Below are 16,144 nucleotides of genomic sequence, written 5' to 3' on the forward strand. Positions count from 1 at the left end.
TGGTAGTGTGGGGTTTCCCCATGTGAGAGTAGGTCATCGTCAAGATTCATTTCGCAAAACCCCTATCTGCGCATGCAGGTAGGGGTTTTGTCTTTGTGACGCAAAAATCCCCCGCCTTGCTCGGTCCCTGGCCTCACCCAAATCCCTGTAGGAGCGGCTTCAGCCGCGAACACCGGCAAAGCCGGTGCCCTCCACCGCGCCGCCTGCTTCGCGGCTAAAGCCGCTCCCACAAGGATCGCGAGCAAAATCAGGAATCGCGTCAGGCTGATGGCATTTGGCCTTTCATATTCGCGTGATATCGTTCCCTCCTCAGCCACCCGCGCCTGCCAGAGACCTCCCAATGCTCACCACCACCCAGCTCCACCCCGGCTTCATGATCGTCCACGGCAACCGCCTCGACGACCTGCGCAGCCTGGTGGTGAGCTGGATGCGTCGCTACCCCTTGGCGCCGCTGGAAAACGAAATCGCCCTGGTGCAAAGCAACGGCATCGCCCAATGGCTGAAGCTGGCCCTGGCAGAAGATCCGCTGGAAGATGACCAGGGTGGCTGTGGCATCGCCGCCGCAATCGACGTGCAACTGCCTGGCAGCTTCATGTGGCAGCTGTACCGCAGCGTGCTCGGCCGCGACGAAATTCCCGAAGTCTCCCTGCTCGACAAGGCACCGCTGACCTGGCGCCTGATGCGCCTGCTGCCAGCCTTGATCGAGCGCCCGCACTTCGAGCCGCTGCGGCGCTTCCTCACCGACGACAGCGACCTGCGCAAGCGCTACCAACTTGCCGAGCGCCTGGCCGACCTGTTCGACCAATACCAGGTCTACCGCGCAGACTGGCTAAAAGACTGGGCCGCTGGCGAGCACATCCTCAATACCGCCCGCGGCGAGCGCAAAGCGCTGCCCCCGGGTAACCGCTGGCAGGCCGAACTGTGGCGGGCATTGCTGGAGGATGTTGGCGAGCAGGGCATGGCGCAGAGCCGCGCCGGGGTGCATCAGCGCTTCATCGAACGGATCAACAGCCTGGAGCAGGCACCTGCCGGGCTGCCACCGCGGGTGATCGTATTCGGCATCTCGTCATTGCCAGCCCAGGCCCTGGAAGCACTGGCAGGCCTCGCGCGCTTCAGCCAGGTACTGCTGTGCGTGCACAACCCCTGCCGCCACCACTGGGCCGATATCGTTGCCGACAAGGACCTGCTGCGCCACCAGTACAAACGCCAGCAGCGCAAACAGGGCATGCCCCTGCAACTGGACGACCAGTCGCTGCACCAGCATGCCCACCCGTTGCTGGCTGCCTGGGGTAAACAAGGCCGCGATTACATCAACCTGCTCGACAGCTATGACGACCCGGGCAGCTACCAGGGCGTGTTCAGCGATGGCCGCATCGACCTGTTCAGTGATGGCTCGCCTACCACGCTGCTCAACCAGTTGCAGGACGACATCCTGGAACTGCGCCCGCTCGCCGAAACCCGCGAGCTATGGCCGCCAGTCGACACGGCAAAGGACCGTTCGATTCGTTTTCACGTCGCCCACAGCCCACAACGCGAAGTAGAGATACTCCACGACCAGCTGTTGGCGCGCTTTAGTGCCGACCCTACATTGCGCCCGCGTGACGTGATCGTCATGCTGCCGGCCATCGACACCTACGCGCCGCATATCCGCGCCGTGTTCGGCCAGCTGCAACGCAACGACCCGCGCTACATTCCGTTCACCCTGACTGACCAGGGCCAGCGCGGTCGTGAGCCCTTGCTGATCGCCCTTGAACACCTGCTCAAGCTGCCAGACAGCCGCTTCGCAGTCAGCGAAGTACTCGATCTGCTGGACGTACCGGCGGTTCGCGCCCGCTTCGGCATCCGCGAAAACGACCTGCCCACACTGCACCGCTGGATCGAGGGCGCCGGTATCCGTTGGGGGCTCAACGCCGAGCAGCGAGCCAGCCTGGGCCTGCCTGCAGGGCTGGAACAGAACAGCTGGCGTTTCGGCCTGCGGCGCATGCTGCTGGGCTATGCCGTCGGCGTGGGCGAGGCCTGTGACGGCATTGAACCGTACGATGAAATCGGCGGCCTGGACGCAGCCCTGATCGGCCCGCTGGTCGCGCTGCTCGATGCGCTCGAAGTCGCTTGCCAGGCCTTGTCCGAGCCCGCCACAGTCAAACAGTGGGGCGAGCGCTTGCATGCGTTGCTGCAGGTGTTCTTCCTGGCCGAGGGCGAGCACGACGAGTTCCTGCTGATGCAGTTGCAAGACCTGCGCGATAGCTGGCTGGAAGTGTGCGAGGCCGTCGGCCTGCAAGACCCTCTGCCACTGACCGTCGTTCGTGAGGCCTGGCTGTCGGGCCTCGATCAGGGCAAGTTATCCCAGCGCTTCCTCGCCGGCTCGGTGAACTTCTGCACCCTCATGCCCATGCGTGCGATTCCGTTCCGGGTGGTCTGCCTGCTGGGCATGAACGATGGCGATTACCCCCGCGCCCAGCAGCCGCTGGACTTCGACCTGATGGCCAGCGACTACCGCCCCGGTGACCGCTCACGTCGCGAAGACGACCGGTACCTGCTGCTCGAAGCACTGCTGTCGGCACGTGACCAGCTGTATGTCAGCTGGGTGGGGCGCAGTATCCGCGACAACAGCGAACGCCCGGCCTCGGTGTTGATTGGCCAGTTGCGCGATCACATCGCCGCGGGCTGGCATCTGGCCGGCGCGGCGCAAGGGCTGGCGGCAGAGCCGGGTGAGCAACTGCTGCACGCCCTGACCCAGGAGCACCCGCTGCAACCGTTCAGCCCGCGCTACTTCCAGAAGGGCAGCCCGCTGTTCAGCTTTGCCCACGAATGGCAGGTATTGCACCAGCAGGGTGAAGAGGATGAGCAGGGGGACGCCGACCTGTCGCCTTATCAAGACGATGAAGCCCTGAGCCTGACCCAGCTGAATGACTTCCTGCGCCACCCGGTGCGGCACTTCTTCAGCCAGCGCCTGAAGGTGTATTTCGAGGCGCTGGAGGCACCGACCCCGGATGAAGAACCCTTCGTCCTCGACACCCTGCAACGCTACGGCGCCAGCGAAAGCTTGCTCGGCGCAGCGCTGGCCGACCCGGATAACGCTGCGCAGGCCTTGCAAGCCCAGGCCCTACGCCTGCAGGCCTGCGGCTTGCTGCCATTGGCCGGTTTCGGTGAAATGCTGCAAGACGAATTGATCGAACCGCTACCCGACCTGTTGCAGCGTCACCAGCAGTTGCTGCAACGCTGGCCACAGCTGGTCGAAGGCGCCTTGCCGATTCATTTCGAACACGGCCGGCACCGTCTGGAAGGCTGGCTGGGCCGGGTTTTCCAGGCCGATGACCAGAGCCTGCTGAGCATCACCACGGTACCCAACACCATCAGCGCCGGGCGCAACAACCTCAAGTGGCACCGCCTGATTGCGCCTTGGGTCACGCACCTGGCGGCCTGTGCGGCCGGTTACCCCTACAACAGCGCACTGGTAGCCAGTGACCTGACTCTGCTGCTGGCACCGCTGCCGCAAGACCAGGCCGCAAAATTGCTAGGCGAGTTGCTGGTGGCCCGCCAGGCGGCGATGAACGCGCCGCTACCGGTCGCGGCCAAGACCGCGTTCGCCTGGCTGGCGCAGGACGATGCCGACAAAGCCCTGGCCGCCGCAGCCCGCGCTTACGAAGGTGACGAGCGCACCAGCATTGGCGAGCGCAGTGAAAGCATCGCCCTGGCCCGGCAGTTCCGCGATTTTGCCGCGCTCACCGCTGATGAAACCTTTGAAGGCTGGTGCGAAACCTTGTACCGCCCATTGTTCACCGCCCCCTGGCAAACCCTGGGCAACCCGGAGAAAGGCGCATGACCCAGGACCGTCCCCTGGCACTGAGTTTCCCCCTGCACGGCAGCCAGCTGATCGAGGCCAGCGCCGGCACGGGCAAGACCTTCACCATTTCGGCGCTGTACCTGCGCCTGATCCTCGGCCACGGTGGCGAGCAAGCTTTCGAGCGCGAACTGCTGCCACCGCAGATCCTCGTGGTGACCTTCACCGACGCTGCTACCAAGGAGCTGCGCGAGCGTATCCGCGCCCGCCTGGCTGAGGCCGCGCGGTTCTTCCGTGGCGAGCTGGAAGGCGCCGACCCGCTGCTGCACCAATTGCGTGACGATTACCCTGAAGAGGCCTGGCCGCGTTGTGCCGGGCGCCTGGAAATCGCCGTGCAGTGGATGGATGAAGCGGCGGTATCGACCATCCACGGCTGGTGCCAGCGCATGCTGCGCGAACATGCATTCGACAGCGGCAGCCTGTTCACCCAGACCCTGGAAACCGACCACAGCGAGCTGCTGGGCCAGGTCATGCGCGATTACTGGCGGCGCTTCTGCTACGGCATGCAAGGCGACGCACTGGCCTGGGTACGTGGCCACTGGGGTAGCCCGGACGCCTTGCTGCCGCGCATTCGCCCGCTGTTCGGGCGCGTGCGCGCCCAGCAGGACGGGCCAGAACCTGCTGCATTGATCCAGGCATCGCTGCAGCAACGTGGCGAGCAACTGGCCCGGCTCAAGGCGCCGTGGGCGCAGTGGGCCGAGGAGTTGCGGCAAATCTGTCGCGATGCACTGGCCGCCAAGCAGGTCGACGGCCGCAAGATGCAGGCGCGTTATTTTGAGCCGTGGTTCGACAAGCTCTGCGCCTGGGCCGGTGACGAGCAACTGGTGGAGCTTGACCTGGGCACGGGCTTCACCCGGCTAACACCGGACGGCATGGCCGAGGCCTGGAAGGGCGAGCCACCCGAGCACCCTGGCCTTAACGCCATGCAGACCTTGCAGCAACAATTGCAAGCCCTGGACAGCCCTGATGCGCCCTTGCTCGAACACGCTGCCAACTGGGTATCGGCACGTTTCGAAGTAGAAAAGCGCCGGCGCGCGGAAATGGGCTTCGACGACATGCTCGTACGCCTGCAGCACGCCCTGGCCAGCGAGGCCGGCGAGCGCCTGGCCAGCCTTATCCGCGAACAGTTCCCGGTGGCACTGATCGACGAATTCCAGGACACCGACCCGGTGCAGTACGGCATTTTCGAGCGCATCTACCAGATCAGTGAGAACCGCGCCGAAACCGGCCTGTTCATGATTGGCGACCCCAAGCAGGCGATCTACGCCTTCCGTGGTGCCGACATCTACACCTACCTCGCTGCACGGCGCGCCACCAGCGGCCGCCTGCACAGCCTGGACACCAACTACCGCTCCAGCAAGGCCATGGTAGCGGCGGTCAACCAGGTGTTCCTGCAGGCCGAGGCACGTGAAGCGGGGCGCGGTGCGTTCTTGTTCCGTGAGGCCGATGACAACCCGCTGCCGTTCATCGAGGTCCGCGCCAAAGGCCGTGGCGAGCAGCTGATGATCGACGGTGAAGCCAGTGCAGCCCTTCAGTGCTGGCAGCTGGAAAGCGAAGAGCCGGTCTCCAGCAGCGTCTACCGCCAGCAGCTGGCAGCCAGCTGTGCCAGCCATATCGTCGCCTTGCTCAATGGCGGCCAGCAGGGCACGGCAGGCTTCCAGAATGCCGAAGGCGAACTGCGTCCGTGCCTGCCATCGGACATCGCCATCCTTGTGCGCGATGGCCATGAGGCGCAGATGGTTCGTGCCGAGCTGGCCGCACGTGAGGTGCGCAGTGTGTACCTGTCCGACAAGGATTCGGTGTTCGCCGCCCAGGAGGCCCACGACTTGCTGGCCTGGCTCAAGGCCTGTGCCGAGCCCGACTCGGAACGCCTGCTCAAGGCTGCCCTGGCCAGCCTCACGCTCGGCTTGTCGCTGGCCGCGCTGGACCGGCTGAACCAGGATGAACGGGTCTGGGAAGGCTGGGTCATGCGTTTCCGCCATTACCGTGACACCTGGCAGCGCCAGGGCGTGCTGCCGATGCTGCGCCACCTGCTGCATGACTTCCAGCTGCCGCGCACCCTGATTCGTCGCACTGATGGCGAGCGGGTGCTGACCAACCTGCTGCACCTGGCCGAGTTGCTGCAACAGGCCGCTGGCGAACTGGATGGCGAACAGGCACTGATCCGCCACCTGGCCGAGCACCTGGCCAGCTCCGGGCAGGCCGGCGAAGAGCAGATTCTGCGCCTGGAGAGCGACGAGCAGCTGGTGAAGGTGGTGACCATCCACAAGTCCAAGGGCCTGGAATACCCCTTGGTCTACCTGCCATTCATTTGCACCAGCAAGCCGGTGGATGGCAGCCGCTTGCCGTTGGCCTGGCATGATAGCGAGGGCGATGCGCACCTTACCCTTACGCCCAACCCGGAGCAGATCGAGCGCGCCGACGACGAGCGGCTGGCCGAGGACCTGCGCCTGCTTTACGTGGCCCTGACCCGCGCCCAGCATGCTTGCTGGCTGGGTGTCGCCGACCTCAAGCGCGGCAACCAGAAGAGCTCGCAGCTGCACCGCTCGGCATTCGGCTACCTGCTGGGTGGCGGCCTAGCCCTGGCCGGTTCGGCGCAACTGACCGACTGGTTGCAGGCCTTGGCGGCGACTTGCGCGCACATCACTTGCCCGGGCCTGCCGCAAGCGGATGAGCAGGTCTATCGCATGCCTCACGCCGAGCGTGAGCTGCTGCCGGCACGCAAGCCGCGCCGCGCGGCCGCCGAGCACTGGTGGATCGCGTCGTACAGCGCCTTGCGCGTCGGCGACCAGACCCTCGGTGCTGACAGCTCGCAGGCCCAGCAACTGCTGGATGACGAAGTGGTCGATGCGCAGCTGCTGCGCGAGGTCCCGGCCGACAGCGGCGATATCCACCGCTTCCCGCGTGGGCCGAACCCTGGCACCTTCCTCCATGGCTTGCTGGAATGGGCGGGCCGCGAAGGCTTCAGCCAGGTCAGCAGCAACCCGCAGCTGATCGAGCAAACCGTTGGCCAGCGTTGCAACCGCCGCGACTGGACCGGCTGGATCCCCACCCTCAGCCAATGGATGCACCGCTTGCTGGGCGAGGCACTGCCACTGCCGGGCAGCGGCCACAGCGTGACGCTCGGACAGTTGCGCCGTTACCAGATTGAAATGGAGTTCTGGTTCGCCAGCCACCGGGTCGACGCCGAGCAACTCGACCGCCTGGTGGCTCGCCACACCCACCCCGGCCTGTCGCGCCCGGCGGCGCAGCCGACCGTGCTCAACGGCATGTTCAAAGGCTTTATCGACTTGGCATTCGAACTGGACGGGCGCTATTACGTGACCGACTACAAGTCCAACTGGCTGGGCCCGGACATCCAGGCCTACGATGCCTTGGCCATGGAAAAAGCCATCCTTGAGCACCGCTACGACCTGCAGTACGTGCTGTACCTGCTGGCCCTGCATCGCCAGTTGCGCGCACGCCTGCCAGATTACGATTACGACCGCCATGTCGGCGGAGCCCTGTTCATCTTCCTGCGCGGTGCCAGCAGCAGCGGCCATGGCGTGTACCACGCCAAGCCACCGCGTGAGCTGATCGAAAGCCTTGATGCGCTGTTCCGTGGCGAGCACCCGCCCACACAGCAAGACCTGTTTGCCGGAGAAGTGATATGAGCCGCAGCCTTGTCGACCTGTTGCCCACCCCGCTGCACGCCGAGCACCTGCTCGCACTGGCGCCACAGCATGACAGCGGTGACCTGCTGCAACTGCTCGACCGCTGGGTAGAGCGGGGCTGGCTGCGTGCCCTGGACCGCGCATTCGTGTCGTTCCTCAAAGAGCGCGCGCCTGGCAGTGACCCCTTGCTGTTGCTGGCGGCGGCACTGGCCAGCCACCAGCTGGGCCACGGCCATGTCTGCCTCGACTTGCAGCAAACCCTGGCCGAGCCCGACTTCGCCCTGTCGTTGCCGCCGGAGGGCGACGCCCTGACCGGCCCTTTGCTGCTGCCGTCGCAGTTGCTGGCCAACCTCGACTTGCATGCCTGGCGCCAACGCATCGCTGCCAGCCCGCTGGTGGCCGCTGGCGATACCCCGGGCCAACAGGCGCGGCCACTTGTGCTCAGTGGCGAGCGCCTGTACTTGCGGCGTTACTGGAGCTACGAGCGGCGCATCGACCATACCCTGCGTCAGCGCCTGACTCAGGCCGAAGCGCCACCAGCGGACCTGCCAGATCGCCTGGCGCAGCTGTTCGACGGCGGCGCGCCAGTGGGCCAGGTGGATTGGCAGAAGCTTGCCTGTGCGCTGGCCACCCGTGCCGGTTTCAGCATCATCACCGGTGGCCCCGGTACCGGTAAGACGACCACCGTGGTGCGCCTGTTGGCCTTGCTGCAGGCGCCGGCAGTGGAGCAGGGCAGGCCGCTGCGTATCCGCCTGGCGGCGCCGACCGGCAAGGCAGCCGCCCGCCTGACCGAATCAATTGGCCAGCAAGTCGAGCGCCTGCAGGTCAGCGCCGAGGTGCGCGGGCAGATTCCTACCGAAGTCAGCACCGTGCACCGCCTGCTCGGCAGCCGCCCGGGCTCGCGGCACTTCCGCCACCATGCCGGCAACCCGTTGCCGTTGGACGTGCTGGTGGTCGACGAAGCGTCGATGATCGACCTGGAAATGATGGCCAACCTGCTTGATGCCCTGCCGCCACGCGCACGCCTGGTGCTGCTGGGCGACAAGGACCAGCTGGCGTCGGTCGAAGCTGGCGCGGTACTGGGCGACCTGTGTCGGGATGCCGAGGAAGGTTACTACTCAGCAGCGACTGCCGCGTGGCTTGAACAGATCAGTGGCGAGTCGCTAGCCGGCAGTGGCCTCAAGGCCGGTGATGAGCAGCGCAACCCGCTGGCCCAGCAGGTGGTGATGCTGCGTTTCTCGCGGCGCTTCGGCGAAGGCAGCGGCATTGGCCAGCTGGCCCGGCTGGTCAACCGCCAGGACGCCTACGCGGCACGTAACCTGCTGGCCGCGCCGCCACCCGACGTGCACAGCCTGGCCCTGAAGCACGAGCAGGACCGCGCCTTCGACCGCCTGCTGCTGGACGGCCTCAACCGCGGTGGCGACGGCCCGCAGGGGTATCGCAGCTACTTGCGCACCCTTGGCCGCTATCGGCCGGCACTCGATACTGCCTTCGACGACCCCGCCTGGGAGCAATGGGCGAGCAAGGTGTTGCACAGTTTTGAGGACTTCCAGTTGCTGTGTGCGGTGCGCCGCGGCGCCTGGGGGGTCGAAGGCCTCAACGAGCGGGTGGCGCGGGTGCTGCACAATGCCGGGCTGATCGACAGCCAGCAGCCCTGGTACGAAGGTCGCCCGGTGCTGGTGACCCGCAACGACTACGGCCTGGGCCTGATGAACGGCGACATCGGTATTGCCCTGCGCCTGCCGGATGAGCGCGGCGAGCCATTGCTGCGGGTGGCCTTCCCGCGTAACGACGGCAGCGGCGGGGTGCGCTTTGTCCTGCCCAGCCGGCTTAACGAAGTGGAAACGGTATTCGCCATGACTGTGCACAAATCCCAGGGCTCGGAGTTCAGCCACACCGCGCTGGTGCTGCCGGATGCGCTGAATCCGGTGCTGACCAAGGAACTGGTGTACACCGGCATCACCCGCGCCAAGCACTGCTTCAGCCTGATCGAACCACGCCTGGGCATTTTCGAAGAAGCGGTGGCGCGCAAGGTGCGGCGGATTTCCGGGTTGATGCTCGAGCAGGTGTAGGACCAAGAAGGCCCTATCGCTGGCTTGCCGGCGATAGGGCCCTCAATCCCAATACATACAGCGGCCCATTCCTACATTGATGCGGCCATGTGCTATCGTTGCGCCGATACCGGAAAGGACCTTAAGAGCCCCCCCACATGCACGTGGCCGCAAGGCGAGTGACAAGCTGTGCGCTTTCGCTATTGCTGGCTGCCCTGTTCCTTTCCACAGGCCTCGCCCGGGCAGACACCGCCACAACCGCTGCCCAGGCCCAACAACGCGCCAAGGCTGTCACCCAGGTAGTGCTGGGTATCTTCAGCTACGCCCGCTGGCCCGTCGAACCCTCACCCTTGCGCCTGTGCCTGGTCGGCCCGACCGAATACGCCGATGACCTGATCAAAGGCCATGTGCAGGAGTCCGGCCGCCCGCTGCAGGTGAAGCGCCTACTGGCTGACGACACCCAGGTTGCCCAGGCTTGCGACGCCATCTACATCGGCAAACTCGACCAAGGCCAGCGCGACAAACTGTTCGAACGTGTCAGCGGCCACCCGGTACTGAGCATCAGCGAAGCGAACGACCCGTGCACGGTCGGTAGCCTGTTCTGCCTGCGGGTCAGCGACCAGCAGGTGGCTTTTGAGGTCAACCTCGACTCGGTGGCGCGCTCTGGCGTGCGTATTCACCCCAGCGTGCTGCAACTGTCGCGGCGCCGGGCGGTGCAGCCATGAAACCGAGCCACAAACGCCGCGAACGTCCGACCCTGCGTTCGGTCCTGGCTCGTGGCCACCTCAGCGTCGCCCTGCTCGCCGTAGGCCTGGCCGGCATTTCCCTGACCCTGCTGGGCGTATTTGCCCTGGGGGCCTATGCCAATCACAACTTGCACCTGATCGCCCGCTCGATCAACTACACCGTCGAAGCGGCCGTGGTGTTCGACGACAGTGCTGCGGCCAACGAATCGCTGGCGCTGATCGCCAGTAACGAAGAAGTCGCCGAGGCTAGGGTCTTCAATAATGAGGGCGAGCAGCTGGCGCACTGGCAACGCGCCGATACCGGTATGCTTGCGCAGCTGGAAGTGCAGGTTGCCGCTGCCTTGCTGGATGAGCCGGTCAACCTGCCGATCATGCACCAGCAGCAAAAGGTCGGGCACATCGAACTGGTCGGCCAGGGGCGCAGCCTGCTGCTGTTCCTGCTTAGCGGGCTGGGCGGCATCCTGGTTTGCACGCTGCTCAGTGCCGTGGCTGCCCAATACCTGTCGCGGCGCCTGCTAGGCGATATTGTCCGCCCGCTGCGAGGCTTGGCCGTTGTCGCCCACGCTGCCCGCCGCGAACGCAGTTTCGACCGGCGTGTGCCGGAGGCGCCGATTGCCGAGCTCAACGAACTGGGTAATGACTTCAATGCCCTGCTGGATGAGCTGGAGGTGTGGCACAGCCACCTGCAGAACGAAAACCAGGCCCTGGCCCACCAGGCCAGCCACGACAGCCTGACCGGCCTGCCCAACCGTGCCTTCTTCGAAGGGCGCCTGAGCCGTAGCGTGCGCAATGCCGCGCGGCAGCGCGACCACATGGCGCTGCTGTTCCTCGACAGCGACCACTTCAAGCAGATCAACGACACCCTCGGGCATGCCATTGGCGACGAAGTGCTGATCAGCGTAGCCGACCGCGTGCGCGCCCAACTGCGCGAACACGACCTGGTGGCGCGCCTGGGCGGCGACGAGTTCGCCGTGCTGCTGACGCCTTTGCATTCGCGCCAGGACGCCGAGCAGATTGCCGAGAAGATCGTTGCCAGCATGAAACTGCCGGTGCAGCTGGACAGTGGCCGCAGTATCGCCACCTCACTGAGTGTCGGTATTGCCTTTTACCCGGATGACGGCGCTGACCCCGCCAGTCTTCTGAATGCCGCTGATGCGGCGATGTACCAGGCCAAGCGCAAACGCCGTGGCCATTGGCAAGTGGCGCAGACGGAACGGTCCGCCAACGAAATCAATAACAGGAGTTGAACCCGTGATACAGGCTTTACGTTTCCCGCTTTGGGCCGTGTTGCTCGCCGTGCTGACGCTGACCGGCTGCCAGAGCACACCGCCCAAGGGCCTCTCCCCAGAACAGATTGCCGTGCTCATGCGCGAAGGCTTCGCCCCGACCGATGAAGGTTGGGCTTACGACTTGTCCGGCAAGGTGCTGTTCGGCAGCGACCTGGACAGCCTCAACGGCCAGAGCCTGGCGATTGTCGAGCGCATTGGCAAGGCGTTGCTTGGCGTTGGTATCGACGGCGTGCGCGTGGATGGGCATGCCGATTCGTCGGGCAAGGCAGCGTACAACCAGCAGCTGTCCGAGCGCCGTGCGCAGAGCGTGACCAAGGCATTGGTCGGGGTCGGCATGCAGGCGCAGAACATCCACAGCCGTGGCCTGGGCAGCACCCAACCGGTAGCGGACAACCGCACCAGCGCCGGGCGTACCGAAAACCGCCGCGTGTCCATCGTGGTCGCGTCCTACTGACCATTGACCCACAGGCCTGGCACCGGCTGCGCCGGTGTTCGCGGGTAAACCCGCTCCCACAGGATTTATGTTACCCCTGGGCTAGCGCGGTCGGTGTAGGAGCGGGTTCACCCGCGAAGAAGGCAACTCGGTATATGGCACCGGCTGCGCCGGTGTTCGCGGGTAAACCCGCTCCCACAGGATTTGTATTACCCCTGGGCTAGCGCGGTCGATGTAGGAGCGGGTTTACCCGCGAAGAAGGCAACTCGGTATATGGCACCGGCTGCGCCGGTGTTCGCGGGGCACGCCCGCTCCCACAGGTACTGTGCTGGCTTCGAGATTACGCTGTACCTGTGGGAGCTGGCTTGCCTGCGATGGGCTGCGCAGCAGTCCCTTCATTCCTGGGCAAACCGCATCTCCCGCATCTCACCCATCAACAACGGCGCATTCGCCTCGGTCACCCCTCGGATGTAATCCCACAACAGGGTAATCCGCTTCAACTTGCGCAAATCCTCCCGGCAATACATCCAGAACTGCCGTGTCACCTCGATCTCCTCCGGCAGCACCGTCACCAACCGCGGATCCTGCGCCGCCAGGAAGCACGGCAGGATCGCCAGCCCACGCCCCTGCAAAGCCGCCGTGTACTGGGCAATCACGCTGGTACTGCGCAAATGCGCGTTGGCGTTGGGAATCAGGTTGGCCAGGTACAGCAGCTCCGAGCTGAACGCCAGGTCATCCACGTAACTGATGAACGGGTGCCTGGCCAAATCCGTCACTTGGCGAATTGGCGCGTGGCTGTCCAGGTAGTCCTGGGTAGCGTACAGCCGCAAACGGTAGTCGCACAGTTTGCAGCACACATAAGGCCCATGCTCCGGGCGCTCCAGGGCAATGACGATGTCGGCCTCGCGCTTGGACAGGCTGATGAAGTGCGGCAATGGCAGGATATCCACCGAAATCGCTGGGTAGGCATCGACGAAGTGGCTGAGCTGCGGGGTGATGAAGAAGCTGCCAAAGCCTTCGGTGCAGCCCATGCGCACATGCCCCGACAACGCCACGCCCGACCCGGACACCTGCTCGCAAGCCATGTGCAGCGTGCTCTCGATCGACTCGGCATAACCCAGCAGGCGCTGGCCCTCGGCGGTGAGGACAAAGCCGTTGGTCCGCGACTTTTCGAACAGCAAGGTGCCCAGCGCCCCCTCCAGCGAGCTGATGCGCCGCGACACCGTGGTGTAGTCCACGCTCAGCCGCTTGGCGGCACTGCTGGCCTTGCGGGTGCGGGCCACTTCGAGGAAAAACTTCAAATCGTCCCAGTTGAGCGCGCTCAGGGATGTGAGGTCTTTTTGCATGATGATCCGGTTTTTTTGTGCGTTCTTGTTGGATGTTTGCACATCTATACTCGAAACAAGCCTCAGGACGCCACCTCGCGTTTGCCCGGCGCTGGCGATCTCGTCCCGACAATAATTCCAAGGAGAACGCAGATGAACGCACCGCAATCCCCTAACCAGACCAAAGTCGAGCAGGTCAAACTGCTGATCGACGGCCAGTGGGTCGAGTCCAAGACCACCGAATGGCGCGATATCGTCAACCCGGCTACCCAAGAGGTACTGGCGCGCGTGCCGTTCGCCACTGTCGAGGAAGTCGACGCTGCCGTAGCGGCTGCCCATCGCGCCTTCCAGACCTGGCGCGACACCCCGATCGGCGCGCGCATGCGCATCATGCTCAAGTTGCAGGCGCTGATCCGCGAACACACCAAGCGCATTGCCCAGGTGCTCAGCGCCGAGCAGGGCAAAACCATTGCTGACGCCGAAGGCGATATCTTCCGCGGCCTGGAAGTGGTCGAGCACGCAGCCTCCATCGGCACCCTGCAGATGGGCGAATTCGCCGAGAACGTCGCCGGTGGTGTCGATACCTACACCCTGCGCCAGCCAATCGGTGTGTGCGCCGGCATTACCCCATTCAACTTCCCGGCGATGATCCCGCTGTGGATGTTCCCCATGGCCATCGTCTGCGGCAACACCTTCGTGCTCAAGCCGTCCGAGCAGGACCCGCTGTCGACCATGTTGCTGGTCGAGCTGGCGCTGGAAGCTGGCGTACCCGCTGGCGTGCTGAACGTGGTGCACGGTGGCAAGCAAGTGGTGGATGCCATCTGCACCCACCAGGACATCAAGGCAATTTCCTTCGTCGGCTCCACCGAAGTGGGCACCCACGTGTACAACCTTGGCAGCCAGCACGGCAAGCGCGTGCAGTCGATGATGGGCGCCAAGAACCACGCGGTGGTGCTGCCCGATGCCAACCGCACGCAAACCATCAACGCCCTGGTCGGTGCTGCCTTCGGCGCAGCAGGCCAGCGCTGCATGGCCACCTCGGTGGCGGTGCTGGTGGGCAAGGCCCGCGAATGGCTGCCGGACATCAAGGACGCAGCCAGCAAGCTCAAGGTCAATGCCGGCTGCGAGCCTGGCACCGACGTTGGCCCGGTGGTTTCCAAGCGCGCCAAGGAGCGTGTGCTGGGCCTGATCGAAAGCGGCATCAAGGAAGGCGCCAAGCTGGAACTCGACGGCCGTGACGTCACGGTGCCGGGTTACGAGCAAGGCAACTTCGTCGGCCCGACCCTGTTCTCGGGCGTAAAAACCGACATGCAGGTGTACACCCAGGAAATCTTCGGCCCGGTGCTGGTGACCCTGGAGGTCGATACCCTCGACGAGGCCATCGCCCTGGTCAACGCCAACCCGTTTGGCAACGGCACCGGCCTGTTCACCCAGAGCGGCGCGGCAGCGCGCAAGTTCCAAAGCGAAATCGACATCGGCCAGGTCGGCATCAACATCCCGATCCCGGTGCCGGTACCGTTCTTCAGCTTCACAGGCTCGCGTGGGTCCAAGCTCGGCGACCTCGGCCCGTACGGCAAGCAAGTGGTGCAGTTCTACACTCAGACCAAGACCGTCACCGCCCGCTGGTTCGATGACGACAGCATCAACGACGGTGTGAACACCACCATCAGTCTGCGCTAAGGAGCACCTCATGCGTATCGCATTCATCGGCCTGGGCAACATGGGCGCGCCCATGGCCCGCAACCTGATCAAGGCCGGGCACCAGCTGAACCTGTTCGACCTGAACAAGGCAGTGCTCGCCGAGCTGGCCGAACTGGGCGGGCAGATCAGCCCGTCGCCCAAGGACGCGGCGGCCAACAGCGAGCTGGTGATCACCATGCTGCCGGCTGCGGCTCATGTGCGCAGCGTGTACCTGAACGACGACGGTGTGCTGGCCGGCATTCGCCCCGGCACGCCGACCGTGGATTGCAGCACCATCGACCCGCAGACCGCGCGTGATGTGTCCAAGGCCGCAGCGGCCAAGGGCGTGGACATGGGCGATGCGCCAGTGTCCGGTGGTACCGGCGGCGCGGCGGCAGGCACCCTGACCTTCATGGTCGGTGCCAGCGCCGAGCTGTTCGCAACGCTCAAGCCGGTACTGGAGCAAATGGGCCGCAACATCGTGCACTGCGGTGAGGTTGGCACCGGGCAGATCGCCAAGATCTGCAACAACCTGCTGCTGGGCATCTCGATGATCGGCGTGTCCGAGGCCATGGCCCTGGGCAACGCGCTGGGCATCGACACCAAGGTGCTGGCCGGCATCATCAACAGTTCGACCGGGCGTTGCTGGAGCTCGGACACCTACAACCCGTGGCCGGGCATTATCGAGACCGCGCCGGCATCACGTGGTTACACCGGTGGTTTTGGTGCCGAGCTGATGTTGAAGGATTTGGGGCTGGCTACCGAAGCGGCACGCCAGGCACACCAACCGGTAATCCTCGGTGCCGTGGCCCAGCAGCTGTACCAGGCCATGAGCCTGCGCGGCGAGGGCGGCAAGGACTTCTCGGCCATCGTTGAGGGTTATCGCAAGAAGGATTGATGCAACAGGTGGGCTTGATCGCGGGCCAAGTGGCCTTCCCTCTGTAACTGCGCACCAGAGGGCAGGGCGCTTGAACCGCGATTTTTTTCGTCCATACCCCTGCAGGCATTACGCGGCCGTTGTAGGAGCGGGGGTTTCCCCCCAAGCGTGGGGGAGGGTAGGGGAGCAAAAGCGGGGGAAACACCCCCAAACACCAACCCCCCAAAACCCCCGTGGGGTGTAGCGGAG

Annotated in this window: 9 protein-coding genes; 8 read left to right on the forward strand and 1 reads right to left on the reverse strand. The window is 64.8% G+C overall.

Going from position 1 to position 16,144, the window contains the following annotated elements; all coding sequences use genetic code 11:
• Positions 1 to 340 precede the first annotated feature (340 nt).
• The 6 genes from recC to ACIP1G_RS18565 all read left to right on the forward strand — a co-directional run bounded on the left by recC (position 341) and on the right by ACIP1G_RS18565 (position 12,034).
• Positions 341 to 3,823 carry an exodeoxyribonuclease V subunit gamma gene (recC, locus tag ACIP1G_RS18540; RefSeq protein ID WP_400739671.1) on the forward strand — a complete coding sequence of 1,161 codons (3,483 nt, stop codon included), beginning with the start codon at positions 341 to 343 and terminating at the stop codon, positions 3,821 to 3,823.
• A complete protein-coding gene (gene recB / locus ACIP1G_RS18545) occupies positions 3,820 to 7,494 on the forward strand; it encodes an exodeoxyribonuclease V subunit beta (RefSeq protein WP_400739673.1) in 3,675 nt (1,224 codons plus the stop codon). Before recC ends, recB begins: the two co-directional genes overlap by 4 nt.
• Entirely contained in the window at positions 7,491 to 9,566 is a 2,076-nt protein-coding gene (gene recD, locus ACIP1G_RS18550; RefSeq protein WP_400739675.1) for an exodeoxyribonuclease V subunit alpha, read from the forward strand. Before recB ends, recD begins: the two co-directional genes overlap by 4 nt.
• 137 nt (positions 9,567 to 9,703) lie before the next feature.
• Positions 9,704 to 10,270, forward strand: coding sequence for a YfiR family protein (locus ACIP1G_RS18555; RefSeq protein ID WP_400739677.1), 567 nt, complete (start codon positions 9,704 to 9,706; stop codon positions 10,268 to 10,270).
• Positions 10,267 to 11,538 carry a diguanylate cyclase domain-containing protein gene (locus ACIP1G_RS18560; RefSeq protein WP_400739679.1) on the forward strand — a complete coding sequence of 424 codons (1,272 nt, stop codon included), beginning with the start codon at positions 10,267 to 10,269 and terminating at the stop codon, positions 11,536 to 11,538. The genes ACIP1G_RS18555 and ACIP1G_RS18560 overlap by 4 nt, the downstream gene beginning before the upstream one ends.
• A 4-nt stretch (positions 11,539 to 11,542) precedes the next feature.
• Positions 11,543 to 12,034, forward strand: coding sequence for an OmpA family protein (locus ACIP1G_RS18565; protein ID WP_400739681.1), 492 nt, complete (start codon positions 11,543 to 11,545; stop codon positions 12,032 to 12,034).
• Positions 12,035 to 12,408: 374 nt separating this feature from the next.
• Here ACIP1G_RS18565 and ACIP1G_RS18570 read toward each other — a convergent pair whose 3' ends face one another.
• Positions 12,409 to 13,359, reverse strand: coding sequence for a LysR family transcriptional regulator (locus ACIP1G_RS18570; RefSeq protein ID WP_400739683.1), 951 nt, complete (start codon positions 13,357 to 13,359; stop codon positions 12,409 to 12,411).
• Between the two features lie 132 nt (positions 13,360 to 13,491).
• Between ACIP1G_RS18570 and ACIP1G_RS18575 the strand changes: the two genes are divergently transcribed.
• Both ACIP1G_RS18575 and mmsB read left to right on the forward strand, forming a co-directional pair.
• Positions 13,492 to 15,018, forward strand: coding sequence for a CoA-acylating methylmalonate-semialdehyde dehydrogenase (locus tag ACIP1G_RS18575; RefSeq protein ID WP_400739685.1), 1,527 nt, complete (start codon positions 13,492 to 13,494; stop codon positions 15,016 to 15,018).
• 10 nt (positions 15,019 to 15,028) lie between these two features.
• The gene (gene mmsB, locus ACIP1G_RS18580; protein WP_400739688.1) at positions 15,029 to 15,916 is read left to right on the forward strand and encodes a 3-hydroxyisobutyrate dehydrogenase; all 888 of its coding nucleotides are present in this window, start codon (positions 15,029 to 15,031) and stop codon (positions 15,914 to 15,916) included.
• The last annotated feature ends 228 nt before the right edge of the window (positions 15,917 to 16,144 follow it).

It is taken from the genome of Pseudomonas sp. NPDC089392 (assembly GCF_044749595.1).
GTDB lineage: Bacteria > Pseudomonadota > Gammaproteobacteria > Pseudomonadales > Pseudomonadaceae > Aquipseudomonas.

Excerpts from the sequence above, each read along its gene's own strand:
- recB (WP_400739673.1), top strand. The coding sequence starts at position 3,820 with ATGACCCAGGACCGTCCCCTGGCACTGAGTTTCCCCCTGCACGGCAGC.
- mmsB (WP_400739688.1), top strand. The coding sequence starts at position 15,029 with ATGCGTATCGCATTCATCGGCCTGGGCAACATGGGCGCGCCCATGGCC.
- recC (WP_400739671.1), top strand. The coding sequence starts at position 341 with ATGCTCACCACCACCCAGCTCCACCCCGGCTTCATGATCGTCCACGGC.
- ACIP1G_RS18570 (WP_400739683.1), bottom strand. The coding sequence starts at position 13,359 with ATGCAAAAAGACCTCACATCCCTGAGCGCGCTCAACTGGGACGATTTG.
- ACIP1G_RS18560 (WP_400739679.1), top strand. The coding sequence starts at position 10,267 with ATGAAACCGAGCCACAAACGCCGCGAACGTCCGACCCTGCGTTCGGTC.
- ACIP1G_RS18575 (WP_400739685.1), top strand. The coding sequence starts at position 13,492 with ATGAACGCACCGCAATCCCCTAACCAGACCAAAGTCGAGCAGGTCAAA.
- ACIP1G_RS18555 (WP_400739677.1), top strand. The coding sequence starts at position 9,704 with ATGCACGTGGCCGCAAGGCGAGTGACAAGCTGTGCGCTTTCGCTATTG.
- recD (WP_400739675.1), top strand. The coding sequence starts at position 7,491 with ATGAGCCGCAGCCTTGTCGACCTGTTGCCCACCCCGCTGCACGCCGAG.